Annotated in this window: 14 protein-coding genes; 13 read left to right on the top strand and 1 reads right to left on the bottom strand. The window is 53.6% G+C overall.

The genetic code is table 11. From position 1 onward, the window contains the following. Positions 1 to 9: 9 nt before the first annotated feature. The 9 genes from OCV31_RS02970 (at position 10) to OCV31_RS02930 (ending at position 8,985) form a co-directional block, all read left to right on the top strand. Positions 10 to 453, top strand: coding sequence for a SixA phosphatase family protein (locus OCV31_RS02970; RefSeq protein WP_148472467.1), 444 nt, complete (start codon positions 10 to 12; stop codon positions 451 to 453). Beyond that, on the top strand, positions 450 to 827 hold the full coding sequence (gloA, locus tag OCV31_RS02965) for a lactoylglutathione lyase (RefSeq protein ID WP_148472465.1): 378 nt from the start codon (positions 450 to 452) through the stop codon (positions 825 to 827). Before OCV31_RS02970 ends, gloA begins: the two co-directional genes overlap by 4 nt. A 144-nt stretch (positions 828 to 971) precedes the next feature. Then, positions 972 to 2,237 (top strand): UDP-N-acetylglucosamine 1-carboxyvinyltransferase, encoded by a 1,266-nt coding sequence (gene murA / locus OCV31_RS02960; protein ID WP_148472463.1) that lies wholly within the window; start codon positions 972 to 974, stop codon positions 2,235 to 2,237. Positions 2,238 to 2,332: 95 nt separating this feature from the next. Beyond that, positions 2,333 to 3,871, top strand: coding sequence for an ABC transporter substrate-binding protein (locus tag OCV31_RS02955; protein ID WP_148472461.1), 1,539 nt, complete (start codon positions 2,333 to 2,335; stop codon positions 3,869 to 3,871). A gap of 62 nt (positions 3,872 to 3,933) precedes the next feature. Next, positions 3,934 to 4,860 (top strand): ABC transporter permease, encoded by a 927-nt coding sequence (locus OCV31_RS02950; protein WP_148472459.1) that lies wholly within the window; start codon positions 3,934 to 3,936, stop codon positions 4,858 to 4,860. Between the two features lie 9 nt (positions 4,861 to 4,869). After that, on the top strand, positions 4,870 to 5,721 hold the full coding sequence (gene nikC / locus OCV31_RS02945; RefSeq protein ID WP_108831631.1) for a nickel transporter permease: 852 nt from the start codon (positions 4,870 to 4,872) through the stop codon (positions 5,719 to 5,721). A 1-nt stretch (position 5,722) separates the two neighbouring features. Then, positions 5,723 to 6,706, top strand: coding sequence for an ABC transporter ATP-binding protein (locus OCV31_RS02940; RefSeq protein ID WP_148472457.1), 984 nt, complete (start codon positions 5,723 to 5,725; stop codon positions 6,704 to 6,706). Further along, positions 6,699 to 7,493: an ATP-binding cassette domain-containing protein gene (locus OCV31_RS02935; RefSeq protein WP_267303771.1), complete on the top strand. Its 795-nt coding sequence runs from the start codon at positions 6,699 to 6,701 to the stop codon at positions 7,491 to 7,493. The genes OCV31_RS02940 and OCV31_RS02935 overlap by 8 nt, the downstream gene beginning before the upstream one ends. Positions 7,494 to 7,575: 82 nt before the next feature. Next, positions 7,576 to 8,985 (top strand): phospholipase D family protein, encoded by a 1,410-nt coding sequence (locus OCV31_RS02930; RefSeq protein ID WP_267303770.1) that lies wholly within the window; start codon positions 7,576 to 7,578, stop codon positions 8,983 to 8,985. A gap of 68 nt (positions 8,986 to 9,053) precedes the next feature. Here the strand turns inward: OCV31_RS02930 and OCV31_RS02925 are convergent, their stop codons facing one another. Then, on the bottom strand, positions 9,054 to 10,649 hold the full coding sequence (locus OCV31_RS02925) for a gamma-glutamyltransferase family protein (protein WP_267303769.1): 1,596 nt from the start codon (positions 10,647 to 10,649) through the stop codon (positions 9,054 to 9,056). A gap of 162 nt (positions 10,650 to 10,811) precedes the next feature. Here OCV31_RS02925 and secG point away from each other — a divergent pair, with 162 nt between their 5' ends. From secG to OCV31_RS02905, 4 genes are all read left to right on the top strand, one after another. Then, positions 10,812 to 11,045, top strand: a complete 234-nt coding sequence (gene secG, locus OCV31_RS02920) for a preprotein translocase subunit SecG (RefSeq protein ID WP_148472455.1) — start codon at positions 10,812 to 10,814, stop codon at positions 11,043 to 11,045. 12 nt (positions 11,046 to 11,057) lie between these two features. Continuing rightward, on the top strand, positions 11,058 to 13,061 hold the full coding sequence (locus OCV31_RS02915) for a sodium-translocating pyrophosphatase (RefSeq protein ID WP_267303768.1): 2,004 nt from the start codon (positions 11,058 to 11,060) through the stop codon (positions 13,059 to 13,061). Between the two features lie 126 nt (positions 13,062 to 13,187). Then, positions 13,188 to 13,982 carry a copper amine oxidase N-terminal domain-containing protein gene (locus OCV31_RS02910; protein ID WP_148472453.1) on the top strand — a complete coding sequence of 265 codons (795 nt, stop codon included), beginning with the start codon at positions 13,188 to 13,190 and terminating at the stop codon, positions 13,980 to 13,982. A 119-nt stretch (positions 13,983 to 14,101) separates the two neighbouring features. Beyond that, positions 14,102 to 14,557: a CtsR family transcriptional regulator gene (locus OCV31_RS02905; RefSeq protein WP_148472451.1), complete on the top strand. Its 456-nt coding sequence runs from the start codon at positions 14,102 to 14,104 to the stop codon at positions 14,555 to 14,557. Position 14,558 lies beyond the last annotated feature (1 nt).

Here is a 14,558-nt window from a genome sequence, read left to right as displayed (position 1 = left end):
GAGGACATTATGATTTTATATTTAATGCGACACGGCAAGGCGGAAGATGTGGCTTCCCGCGACGAAGAGCGCGCCTTGACCAAAGAAGGGATTTTTCAAGCGGAAGACACGGCGGAAGCCTTTTTGAGACGGGAATGGCCCCTGCCTCAAAAAATCATCGCTTCGGAATACAAGCGCGCCGTGGAAACGGCGGAAGTTATGGCGGAAAAACTGGGCGTTCACGACGTGAAGATCGTGAGCTACAAAGACGCCACCCGCTGGAGAAATATGAAGACCTATATTACCGACGAGCCCATTTTATTTATCGCCCATCAACCCTCTTTGGGCTACATTATCGAAGAGGTCACCGGTGAAGTCATGCCTGTGAGAAAAGCGAGCCTTCACAAAATCGAATACGATCCCATCGTGGACAAGGGCATCTATGTAGACAAAATTGAAAGGGTGAGATCGTGAATTACGCCCATACCTGCATACGGGTAAAGGATCTGGAGGCTTCCATCGCCTTTTACGAAAAGGCCCTGGGCTATCATGTGACGCGGGAAAAAGATCACACCGCCGACGGCTTTAAGCTGGTGTATTTGGCCCTTGAAGGGGACAAGGCGGAGCTTGAGCTCACCTACAATATCGGCCACGGCGCCTACGACATCGGCGACGGCTACGGCCACGTGGCCGTGGAAAGCGACGATTTGGAGGCGGACCACGCCCGAATGAAGGCGGAAGGCTTCGATGTAACGGAGCTGATGGGCCTGCCCGGCGAGGTGCCCCGCTACTTTTTCGTCACGGATCCCGACGGCTACAAGACGGAAGTGATTCGCCGAGGGATTTAAGGACAAAAGCCGCAAACCGTGGTTTGCGACGGCTTTAAATATGATACAATAAGAACGCTCGGAGTGTATGCTCCCGGCGTTCTATTTGTATATAGAGGACGCAGGTCCTTTCAATAAATCAGCAGAAGTAAGGGGAGAATATTTTTGGAAAAAATCGTCGTGGAAAAAAGTCCCGCCCTCAAGGGGCGCGTGCGCATCAGCGGAGCGAAAAATGCGGCTCTGCCTATTTTGGCCGCCTGCCTTTTGGGTACGGAGGACATTTATTTAGAAGAAGTGCCTGAGCTTCAGGACGTGCACATTATGTGTCAGGTGCTGGAGGCCTTGGGCAGCGAAGTGGAGGTCTTGGGGAAAGGCAAGCTCAAGATTAATTCGGCGCATCTGAAGGAATACAAGACGCCTTTTGAATTGATGAATAAAATGCGGGCCTCTTTTCTCGTCATGGGGCCTTTGCTCGCCCGCATGGGCAAGACGGAAAACTCCCTCCCGGGGGGTTGCTCCATCGGCGCGAGGCCCATCGATTACCACTTAAAGGGCTTCCGCGCATTGGGGGCGGAAATTCACGAGGACTTGGGAAACATTACGGCCTCCTGCGACGAGCTCGTGGGCGAAAAGATCTATCTGGACTTCCCCTCCGTGGGAGCCACAGAAAATATTATGATGGCGGCGGTCTTGGCCAAGGGTGAAACGGTCATCGACAATGCGGCCAAGGAGCCGGAGATCGTGGATCTTTCCAATTTCCTTCGAAAGCTCGGGGCGAAAGTTACCGGCGCCGGCACCTCCACCATTCGAATCGTCGGCGTGGACCGTTTAGGCGGCGCCCGCCACGCCATTATTCCCGACCGCATCGAAGCAGGCACCTTTATGGTGGCGGCGGCCATTACCGGGGGCGATGTGCTCGTGGAAAATGTCATTACCAATCACATCAAGCCCGTGATCGCCAAGCTCAAGGAATCCGGCGCCGAAGTCATCGAAGAAGGGGAGAACGTCCGCGTCATCGGCCGGCCCCTTCCCGAGGCCATCGACATTAAGACCCTGCCCTATCCCGGATTTCCCACGGACATGCAGGCCCAGTTTATGGCCTACATGACTCAGTGCAAGGGCAGCAATGTGGCCATCGAAACGGTGTTTGAAAACCGCTTTATGCACGTGGAAGAATTTGAAAAAATGGGGGCCGATATAAAAATCGACGGCCGAAGCGCCGTGGTCATCGGTCCGAAGCGCCTGCACGGCGCCCACGTCCGCGCCAGCGATTTGCGCGCCGGTGCGGCACTGATTCTCGTCGGCCTCGTGGCGGAAGGCAAGACCCATATTCACGACATCTACCACATCGACCGGGGCTACGAAGACATCGAAGAGAAATTCAGAAACCTCGGCGCCGTCATTTCCCGAGTGGAAAGTGAAGAGATATAATAGAAATTTTGATTCCCTAACTTTTCTTTCGGGTATACTTCACTCAAACCATGTACAGTCTTAACGAAACCATGATGAAAGGGAAGTGATCGCTCATGAAGAAAAAATTTGTGGCAGTTGCCCTGGCTATGACCATGCTGCTCACGGCCTGCGGCGGCGGTGGCGGCGGCGGCGCGAAGACGGCGGAAAAAGACAAGGATACCCTGGTCATCGCCCAAGCCTCCGATGCCGAGTCCATGGACCCGACCATTCAAAACAGTATTTACGCCGAAAACATTATTAAGCAAATTTACGATCCTCTGGTGGTTCGTAAACCCGACGGCACCATGGAAAATCGCCTGGCGGAATCCATTGAACAGCCCGACGACGTCACTTACGTGATCAAGCTGAAAGAAGGCGTGAAGTTTTCCAACGGCGAAGACTTTACCTCTGAAGACGTGGCCTACACCTTAAACCGCGTGGCCCAATCGGACGCCTACGGCTATATTTTCGGCCAAATCGATCCGAACAGCTACGACACCTCGGATCCTCACGTCATTAAATTTAAATTGAAGGCACCGGATGCCACCTTTACGGCGGCTCTGGCCCACCCGGCAGCATCCATGGTAGACAAGACCACCACGGAAAAAGATCCGGAAGCTTTGGGAACCAATCCCGTGGGCACCGGCCCCTTTAAGCTGGACGACTGGAAGAAGCTGGACAACACCGCCCTCAGCTACAATGAAAACTACTGGGGCGAAAAGCCGGCCTTCACGAAAATGGTCTTCCGCATTATTCCGGAAGACGCCAACCGCGTCATCGAATTGGACAGCGGACAGGCGGACATCGCCATGGAAGTTGCTCCCAACGACGCATCCAAAGTAGAAGAAAATAAAGATCTCGCCCTCTACACGAAGCTGGACAACTCCGTTCACTTTATCGGCCTCACCGTGGACCGAGGCATTTTCAAGGATCCGAAGGCCAGAGAAGCCATGACCTACGCCTTGGATATGCAGGCCATTATCGACGCCGTATACATGGGCCACGGCAAGATCGCTACGGGACCTGTGAACCCGAACATTCCCTACTCCATTTCCGATTCGATTAAGCCCGAAAAGCGGGACATCGAAAAGGCCAAGGCCCTCTTGAAAGAAGCCGGGGTCAAGGAAGGGGATGCGATCAAGCTCTACGTTCACGACCAACAAGACCGCAAGGACATGGCCACGATCATTCAATCGCAATTGGCCGAAGTCGGCCTGAAGGTCGAAATCAACGCCATGGAATGGAACGCCTACATGTCCGCCCTCGGCAAGGCCGACCACGAACACGATATGTTCATTATGAGCTGGTCGCCTTCCATTGTGGATCCCCACTATCCCCTCTACGCCACCTACGCCACGGCGAAAAAAGGCGTGGGCCCGAACTTTATGTTCTACGGCAATCCTGCATTGGATGCTTTAATCGAAAAAGGTCTGCAGGCGTCTGGTGAGGATCGGGCGGTCATTTACAAAGAAGCCCAAGAGTTGGTTGTTAAAGAACACCCTGCCATCTTCGCCCTTTACGGCGAGCAAATTATCGGCGCGCAAAAGTACATTAAAAACTTCGAGCCCGATCCCTGCGGTAGCAACGAGTTTTACCACATTACGTTTGAATAAACCACGACGATAAAGGCTCCTTCGGGAGTCTTTATTACATAAATGAATGGAAAGGGGAGAGCATGAGCAAATTTATCCTTCGACGACTCCTACTCATGGTGCCCACCATGTTGGGCGTCAGCTTCATTATTTTCGGCCTCCTGTACCTGACCCCCGGCGACGCGGCGGTGGCCAAGTTGGGACAACAGGCGCCTCCGGAAGCCATCGAGGCCTATCGGGAAAAGTTGGGGCTGAACGATCCCTTTATCGTGCAGTACGGCCGCTACATGAAAGGCGCCCTTCACGGGGATTTGGGCAAGAGCTATCTCTCCGGCGCCGATGTGGGGGACACGCTGAGAGAATACTTTCCCGCCACGGTCAAGCTCACGGTCTTTTCTCTGGCCGTGGCCGTGATCTTCGGAATTTTATTCGGCGTCTTAAGTGCCGTGTACAAGTATTCATGGATCGACAAGATCTCCATGTTTTTCGGCATGATCGGCCTGTCCATGCCCATCTTCTGGTCGGGGATGCTTTTCATTCTCCTGTTTTCCGTGAAATTGGGCTGGTTGCCCTCCTCGGGGTTGCGCTCCTTTAAACACTTGATTCTGCCGGGCTTCGCTCTCGGGTTTCAATCCATGGCCGTCATTATGCGCCAAACCCGCTCCTCCATGCTGGAGGTATTGAGCAGGGACTACATTCGCACGGCCCGCTCCAAAGGGCTGAGGGAACGCTACATTCTCTTCGTTCACGCCTTGAAAAACGCCATGATTCCCGTGCTCACCAGCGCCGGGCTTTTGACCGGCTCCTTAATCGGCGGCAGCGTCTTAACGGAAACCATCTTCTCCATTCCGGGCATCGGCCGCCACATGGTGCAAAGTATTTCCGCCCAGGACTACCCCATGATTTTAGGGGCGGTGCTCTTAATTTCCCTATCCTACTGCGTGCTCAATCTCATCGTGGACATTCTCTACGGCTTCTTGGATCCCCGCGTGCGCAGTCAGTACCAATAAGGAGGCCCTATGATTTCAAAACAATCCAGATTCTACGACCTCCTTCGCCTGTTTAAGAAAAATAAAATGGCCGTCATGGGCTTTGTGATTATCGCGGTGATGATTGCTGTGGCAATTTTTGCGCCGCTGATCGCCACCCAGGTTCCCTACGAGCAAAATCTCGCCAATCGCTTCCAGTCGCCCTCGAGCCAACACTTCTTCGGCACGGATAATTTCGGCCGGGATATTTTTTCCAATGTGGTTTACGGGGCGCGGATTTCCCTTTTCATCGGCTTTCTCGCAACGATCCTCTCCGTGATCTTCGGCACCGTCATCGGCGCCGTGGCGGGCTTTTTCGGCGGCGGCGTGGACAATGTGCTCATGCGCCTCGTGGATATTATTCTCTCCATTCCGTCCTTGATCTTGGCCATCGCCATTTCCACCGTACTGGGCACGGGGATTCGCAATTTGATTCTCGCCGTGTCCCTTTCGGGGATTACGAATTACGCCCGCATCGTCAGGGCCAGCGTGCTCTCGGTGAAGGAGCAGGAATACGTGGAGGCGGCGAAAATCGGCGGCGCATCCAACTTCCGCCTGATCTTCCGCCACATTCTGCCCAACTGCTTGGGCCCCATCATTGTTCAGGCCACACTGGGCGTGGGCACCTCCATTTTGCAGGCGGCAAGCTTGAGCTTTATCGGCTTGGGCGTGCAACCGCCGACGCCGGAATGGGGCGGCATGCTTTCCCAAGGCAGAAGCTACATTCAAGACTATCCGCACATGACCATTTTTCCGGGTCTCGCCATCGCCCTCACGATTTTTTCTCTGAATCTTTTCGGCGACGGCTTGCGAGACGCGCTGGATGCAACGCAAAGGGGCTAATATGTCGAAACTCATTGAATTTAACAATCTGCATACGACCTTTTTCACCGATTCCGGCCCGGTTCACGCCGTCAACGGCGTCACCTTCTCCATCGAAGAAGGCTCCACCACCGCCGTGGTGGGAGAAAGCGGCAGCGGAAAGAGCGTCACGGCCCTGTCCCTTATGGGGCTTTTGCCGAGGCCTTACGGGAAGATCGAAGAGGGCGACATCCTCTACAAGGGCAAAAGCATTTTATCCATGGAAAAAGAAGAGCGGCGCATGCTCCGCAGCCGAGATCTGGCCATGATCTTTCAAGAGCCCATGACCAGTTTGAATCTGGCGCTGAAGATCGGCTTTCAAATCGAGGAAGTCTACCGCCGCATCATGGGCCTTTCCAAGGCAGAAGCGAAGAAAAAAGCCGTGGAAATGCTGGAGATGGTGGAGATTAAAGACGCCGAAAACAAGGCGCGCGCCTATCCCCACGAACTTTCCGGCGGCCAACGGCAGCGGGTCATGATCGCCATGGCATTGGCTTCTTCGCCGAAGCTTTTAATCGCCGACGAGCCCACCACGGCTCTGGATGTCACCATTCAAAAAGAAGTGCTGGAGCTTATGGAGAGTCTGCAGCGGGAAATGGGCACGGCCATTATGCTCATTACCCACGATCTCGGCGTGGTGGCTCAAATGGCCGACGACGTAGTGGTTATGTACGGGGGCAGGGTCATGGAAAAATCCGACGTGTGCACGATTTTCGACCGGCCCCTTCATCCCTATACCATCGGGCTTTTGCGGGCGCGGCCCACGCTTGAAAATCGCGGGGAAAAACTCTACAACATTCCCGGCAATGTGCCGCCGCCGTCGGAAATGGAAGGGCACTGCCCCTTCTACTCCCGCTGCGACAAGCGTATGGACATCTGCGGCAGGGAAGTGCCGCGCTTGAGGGAACACAGGCCGGGCCAATGTGTCGCCTGTTTCCTCTACGAAGGGGAGGCGTGCTGTGACTGATCTGTTGACATTAAATCACGTAGTAAAGAAATTTCCCGTGGGAAGAAAAGCTCTGTTCTCCAAAGAACGAAAGATGTTTACCGCCATCGACGACGTGTCCTTTACATTAGGCGAAAAGGAAACCCTGGGCATCGTCGGGGAAAGCGGCAGCGGCAAATCCACTTTGGCCCGCTGCATCTTGGGCCTCTATCCCGACGCCGAAGGAGAGATCCTCTACAAGGGCCGGGACGTGCTGAAGGCCGATGCGAAAGAGTTGAAGGCCATTCGCCGGGACGTGCAGATGATTTTTCAGGATCCGTACAGTTCCCTGAATCCTCAAATGACCGCCGAGGAAATCGTCATGGAGCCTTTGAGGAATTTGGGCGGCGAAAACATTCGCGAAAAAGCCCGGGAGACCTTGAGTCTCTGCGGCCTATCAAAAGCCCACTTCGGCCGCTTTCCCCACGAATTTTCCGGTGGCCAGCGGCAGCGCATCGGCGTGGCCCGAGCCCTGGTGGTGGAGCCTACATTGATTTTGGCCGATGAGCCCACCTCGGCACTGGACGTGTCCATTCAGGCCCAAATCATCAATTTATTGGAAGAGCTGCAGGAGGAGCGAAATTTAAGCTACCTCTTTATCTCCCACGACATCGCCGTGGTGGAACACATCGCCGATCGCATCGGCGTCATGTACCGCGGCCAATTGGTAGAGATCAACGACCGGGACAGCATTATGGAAAATCCTCGAGACGACTACACGAAAAAGCTCCTCTCGGCGGTGCCGCCCATGGATCCCCACTGCAAATAAATGAATGCACCGACTCCCCGCGGAAACTGTTTCGCCGAGGGCCGGTGCATTTTTGTTATAATGGTGAAAAAGGAGGGGCCTCTTGAAGAAATTATCGAGAAAAAAACTTGTCCTGTGGATTCTTCTTCTGATGTGGTTGATTCCCACGGCTTATAGCCTAAACACGAAAAATCCCGAGGGAACCAATATCTCCGGCGAATTTTCTCCGGCGGAGGCGGAATTTATTTACGACTTGAGCTATGTAAAAGACGGCAAGAAAGTGCACGAGCAGAAAATTTTTGATCGGGAGATGGAAATAATTCGCGAGGCCAAGGAATTTCTCATGGTGGATTTTTTCCTCTTTAACGCCACCTACGATCAGGACGTGGACTGTCCGAAACAGGTGGCGGCCATGACGGACCTCTTAATCGAAAAGAAGAGAGAAAATCCCGCCATGCCCATTTTGTTTGTGACAGACCCGATTAACAACTTCTACGGCGCCTACGAAGAGGCCAATATAAAGCGGCTGAAAGACGCCGGCATCGAGGTGGTGGTCACGGATCTAAATCGCATGCGTGATTCCAATCCCCTGTTCTCCGGCATTTACCGCGCCTACATGCAGTGGTTTGGCACGGCGGGGAATGGCCGCGTGAAAAATTTCTTCGCCAAAGAAGGGGAGAAGGTGACGGTGCGCTCCGTCTTGAAGCTTTTGAATTTCAAGGGCAATCACCGAAAAGTGGTGATTTCCGAGAAAGAAGCCATGGTGGCTTCCGCCAATCCCCACGATCCCAGCGCCTACCACTCCAATGTGGCCGTCCTCTTCCGCGGGAAGGTCGTGGAGGATTTGATTCGCTCAGAAAGCATCTTTTATAAAGCGATTCCTCCTGTTGTGAAAGAGTATAAGGCGGAGGAAGTCTCGTCGCCGGATCGGCTGAAAGTGATCACCGAAGGGAAGATCTACGACGCCATTTCTGAAAACATCAACAAGTGCGAAAAAGGCGATAAGATCAACATCGGCATTTTCTATTTGTCGGAATTTCGCTTGCTTAAGGATTTGGAGGCGGCGGCCAATCGGGGCGTGGATGTAAAGATCGTCGCCGACTTAAACAAAGACGCCTTCGGTCTGGAGAAAAACGGCGCCCCCAATCGGCCGGCACTGAGCGAGCTGAAGGAAAAGGCCCCGAGCACGCAGATCCGCTGGTACAACACACAGGGCGAGCAGTACCATACGAAAATGATTTACTTCGATTTTAAAGAAGAAAAGCCTCTCGCGATTTTAGGGAGCGGCAATTTCACCCGCAGGAATTTGGACAACTACAATTTGGAAACGGATGTGGCTGTGGAAATGGAGCGCAATTCCCCCATGCATCGGGCTATGGAGGATTACTTCCGCCGCATTTGGACCAATGAGGGCGGGGAGTACACCTTGCCCTTTGAAGAATATAAGGACGAGCGGGTGCTCATTCGCCCATTGTGGAAATTCCAGGAGGCCACGGGCCTTTGCACCTGGTAAAGGTGTTAAAAAAGAACCGGAGACGTGATTTGTCTCCGGTTTTTGAATGGAAAAAATTCGTTTTTTTGTTATTCCACTACGGAAATGGTGCCGTCGCAGCGTTTTTCCGTGCCGCCGATGTAGACTTTTCGATCGCGGTCGTAGAGCATGTATTGGCCCCGACCCATGTCCAGATCGTGGGGCGGGCGAATCACTCGGTGGCCGCGGCGAATCAATTCCTCAACGGCATCCGCGTCGTAATCCTCTTCCACGACGAGGTCTTTATTCCCCGTCCACATAAAGCGGGGCGCGTCCAGGGCCGCCTGGGGATTTCTGCCGTAGCGCAGGAGCTGAAGGAGGGTTTGCACGTGGCCCTGTGGCTGCATAAAGCCGCCCATGACCCCGAAGGCGCCGTAGGGCTTGCCTTCCTTCGTTAAAAAGCCCGGGATAATCGTGTGGTAGGGGCGTTTGCCCCCGGCCAAACAATTGTCGTGGCCTTCTTCGAATGTAAAATTTAAGAGGCGGTTGTTTAGTGAAATCCCCGTTTCCGGTACGACGATGCCCGCCCCGAAGCCGTCGTAATTGGATTGAATCATAGAAACCATATTGCCATCCTTATCGCCCGCGCAGAAATAGACCGTGGAGCGATCCAAGGGATTGCCGTAGCGCACGATTTCTGCCTCCTCGCCCATGGCGTCGCTGCATTTTTGAAGGTAATCGGGATTTAAAAGATCCTCCGGGGAGAAGGACATGAATTCGGGATCGGCCACGTATTTCGCCGCGTCGGTCATGGCCCGCTTTATGGCCTCGGCGATGACGTGGGCGCTCTTGCCGTCGTCGGGGGACGTGGGCTTGTGCTTTAAAATCTCCAGGGCCATGAGGACGGAAATGCCTTGGCCGTTGGGGGGAAGCTCCCACACCTCAGCCCCTTCGAAGGAAAGGGAGAGGGGTTTTACTTCCAATGTTTCCTGCGTCGCCAAATCGCTTTTTCTCATAAAGCCGCCGTATTTTTTCATGAAAGCTTCAATTTTTTCCGCAATGGTGCCTTTGTAAAAAGCGACCCCGCCGTCTTCTGCGATGGATTTTAATGTGCGGGTCATGTCCGGAAAAGTAATCACATCCCCCGCCTTCGGCGCCTCGCCTTTAAAAGAAAACTGCGCCCAAAAAGCGTCGTAAAGATGGCCGAGATTGGCCTTTCTTTTTTCGAGCTCCATGGCCCAAAGCCGCGCCACGGTGGGGGAGAGGACGAAGCCTTTCTCGGCGTATTCTATAGCCGGGGCCAGTACCTCTTTAAAGGGCAGGCGGCCGTGTTTTTTGTGAATGTCCGTCCAGGCGCGCACGGCGCCGGGAACGCCTGGGGCTTCGATGCCGAAATCGGGCATGGCATCGTAGCCTTTCGCCTTCATGGCGGCGAGGGAAATGGCGGCAGGGCTTTTGCCGCTGCCGTTGTAGCCGCAGAGCACATCGTTCATGGCGACGATGGCGAAAAGATCGCTTCCGAGGCCGTTGGAGGTGGGCTCGACCACCACCTGGGCGGCGGCCATGGCGATGGCGGCGTCCACGGCGTTGCCTCCTGCTTCTAAAATCTTTCGGCCCGCCGCGGCAGCCGAGGGATTGGATGCCAGGGCCATGGCGCGGCCGTAGGTTAAACTGCGTTTCGACGAATAGGGATGGGTTTGATTCAATGGCTTCACTCCTTTAAGAAAAGTATAGCCTTTTAATTGGAAACTGACCAGTAAAATGCGTAAAACAAGCCTTTTCGCGGCAGCTTCTAATTGCATTACAGAATGGATTATGTTAGGATAGTAATGTTATTGATAGATAGTTTGGATCGAGGAGGTGTTAGTTTGACTACATTTATCAGCATTATAGTCGCCCTGTCGGCCATCGCAACCATTTGCGCCGTCGTCGTACAGGAATCCAATCAAGTGGGCTTGGGTACCTTAGACGGTAGCTCGCCGTCGTCGGAATGGGGCTCCAATCGCGGGACCAGCCGCAAGGAAATGCTCAAGCGCATTACGATGGTTTCGTCGACAATCTTTTTTGTCGCTACTATTTTACTCGTCGCAGTTACGAAATAATCAGGAGGAATCATGGATATTAATATTTTATTCATCGCTCCTATCGTCGGTATTATAGCTATTTTATTCGGTCTTATGAAATCTTCCTACGTAGGAAAGCAAGATCCGGGTAACGATCGGATGAAAGAAATCTCCGGCTATATCCACGAAGGAGCCATGGCCTTTTTACAACGGGAATACAAGGCGCTGGTCGTCTTCGTCGTCGTATTGGCCGCCGTTTTAACATTCGCTATCGGTTGGCGCACCGCGATTTGCTTTATCGTCGGCGCCATCTTCTCCGTAACCGCCGGCTACATCGGCATGAACACGGCCACCAAGGCCAATGTTCGTACCGCCAACGCCGCCCACAAAAAGGGCATGGCGGCAGCTCTGGACATCGCCTTCTCCGGCGGTGCCGTTATGGGCCTTGTCGTCGTCGGTTTAGGTATTTTAGGGATTTCCGTCTTCTACCTGTGGTTCGGCGATGCTGAAATCATCACCGGCTTCTCCTTAGGGGCATCGTCCATCGCCCTTTTCGCCCGTGTCGGCGGCGGTATCTACACCAAAGCTGCAGACGTCGGTGCCGACTTGGTCGGTAAAGTCGAAGCAGGTATCCCGGAAGACGACCCGAGAAACCCGGCCGTTATCGCCGATAACGTTGGCGACAATGTCGGCGACGTAGCTGGTATGGGTGCCGACTTATTCGAATCCTATGTCGGCGCACTGCTTTCCGTCATTACCTTAGGCTTCTTGGCCGCTCAAGACAAGGGGATCCAATACGGCCTTTCCATCGCCGTCATCGGTATTATTGCATCGATTATTTCCATGTTCTTCGTAAAAGGCGACAAGAACCCGCAAAAAGCATTGAACATGGGCACCTATATTGCATCCGGCGTCACCATTATCGTCTCCGGCATTATTGCAAACATGATTTTCGGCGAACTCACCTTGTTCTGGCCCGTCATCATCGGCGTCTGCGTCGGCTTGATTATTTCCAAGATCACCGAATACTACACCGCCGACGAATATAAGCCCGTTCAACGGATCGCACACGAATCCGAAACCGGCGCATCCACAAACATCATCGCCGGCCTTTCCGTGGGCATGATGTCCACCGTAGGCCCGATCATCGTTTTGGCTATCGGCATCATCGCCGCATACGCTTTAGGCGGCGGCCACATCAACCCGGTCTTCGGCCTGTATAGTATTGCTTTGGCCGCTGTGGGTATGTTGGCTACCACCGCATCCACCATCGCCGTCGACGCTTACGGCCCCATCGCCGACAACGCCGGCGGGATCGCCGAAATGTGTGAACTCCCCGAAGAAGTCCGCGATATTACCGACTCCTTAGACTCCGTCGGTAACACCACGGCCGCCATCGGCAAGGGCTTCGCCATCGGTTCCGCAGCCCTCACGGCACTTTCTTTGTTCGTTTCCTACATTCAAGCCACGGGCCTTGCAGGCATCGACATTTCCAAGCCCGGCGTTATCGCAGGGACCTTCATCGGCGGCATGTTGCCCTTCGCCTTCTCCGCATTAACCATGAGCGCGGTGGGCAACGCGGCAACGGCCATGATCGAAGAAGTACGTCGTCAATTTAAAGACATCCCCGGCATCATGGAAGGAAAAGCGACTCCGGAATACGCAAAATGCGTCGACATTTCCACTACTGCTGCATTAAGAGAAATGATCGTTCCCGGCATCATCGCTGTTGTTGTTCCCTTAGTCGTCGGCTTCTTCTTAGGTACGGAAGCTTTAGGCGGCTTGCAAGCAGGTGCACTGGTTACCGGCGTCTTAATGGCTATCTTTATGAGTAATGCCGGCGGCGCTTGGGACAATGCCAAGAAATTCATCGAAGGCGGCGCCCACGGCGGCAAAGGCTCCGATGCACACAAAGCGGCCGTTACCGGCGATACCGTCGGCGACCCCTTCAAGGATACGTCCGGTCCGAGTTTGAACATCTTGATCAAACTGATCACCATCGTTTCCTTGGTCTTCGCACCGCTCTTTGTACAATTCGGCGGCATCTTTATGTAGTCGATCCAACTCGATCAAATTATTGGACAACTCGCTTCGGCGAGTTGTTTTTTTGTGCGGAAAAACACGGCGCGAAGGGTATACTGAAAACAAGGATAAATTTCGGAGTAAAGAAAGAGGTGGAAGATGAAAAAGAGAAACGTGCTGGCCCTGGCTCTGGTCCTCATGGCCCTGCCCTCCGCGGCCTATGCCCAAAGAGATGTGAAGCTAGAGGTAAACGGAAAACCGGTGGTATCGACGCCCGCCGCCTTTATTTCCGCCAATCGCACCATGGTTCCCGTGCGCTTCGTGGCCGAAGCTCTGGACTATCAAGTGCTGTGGAACGAGGGTAGCCGCGACATCCTGCTGACGAAGATGGATTTCGATACGAACAAACCGGTACAGGCCATGGTTTTGAAAACGGACGCGGCGAAAGCCCTCCTCATCGCCAAGGAAGATGTGGACGCCTTTTACGGGGCGACGACGCGGCTTGAATTCCAACCGGCCGATGTCAAGGAATACATTGATCGGGCCGAAGCCGTAGAATTGGAAACGAAGCCTATCATCAAAGAAAATCGCACCTTTATTCCTCTTCGGGCCGTGGTGGAACTTTTCGATCAAAAAATTTCCTGGGACGACGGGACTTCCACGGTATCCATCGAGGGAAAGGTGGCCAAGACCGACGAGGAAATTGCCGGGGCATGGATGTACAGCAAATTGCCGGCGGAATACAAAAAGCCGCCCTTTAAATTGATCGACTCCATGTTAAGCGACCGCGACGCTTTGGCGAAGAAGCATATCTACGCCTACGATGTCATCGAAGATCACCCGGATCACATCGTGACCGTCGCCCGTTACCGCCTGGATTTAAACGCGAGCGTATTTTACAAATACGACGCGGCGGAAGATGTGTGGGTACGGGATCCTGAGTTAAACAAATAAACACGACGCCCTCTCGCCGAGAGGGTGTTTTTATGTCAGTCGAAAGAAAAGGCGGCGCGCCATCTGATCTTGACATTCTTTGACTATAAACGTATACTGAAATCAGATAGGAGGCAGTTATGGCACGTCTTAGCAATCATATCGAAGATTATCTGCGTGCCCTTTTGCTGGAAAGGGAAGGGCAGATCGAAATAAAGCGAAATGTTTTGGCGGAGCATTTTAATTGTGCCCCGAGCCAAATAAATTACGTCCTCACCACCCGCTTCACGCCGGTGCAGGGATTTTTCGTGGAGTCCCGGCGGGGCGGCGGCGGTTTCATTCGCATCGTCCAGGTAGAAATCAAGAGCGACGCCGAGTTCTACGACCGGCTCACGGAAGCTGTGGGAAAAAGCATTACCCAATCCAAGGCCAATCAAATTTTGGACACCCTGGAGGAGATGGATTACATGACGGAAAATGAGCATCATCTCTTGGGACTTACGCTTTCCGATCGTGCCTTGGCGGTGGCCTCGGACAAACGAAACGCCCTGCGGGCCGATCTTTTACAAAATATCCTATTGGGTATCTTTTCTTAAG

The sequence above is a fragment of the Aedoeadaptatus acetigenes genome, assembly GCF_025566985.1.
In the GTDB taxonomy this organism is placed as follows: domain Bacteria; phylum Bacillota; class Clostridia; order Tissierellales; family Peptoniphilaceae; genus Aedoeadaptatus; species Aedoeadaptatus acetigenes.
This window is presented reverse-complemented; position numbering and strand designations above follow the sequence as displayed.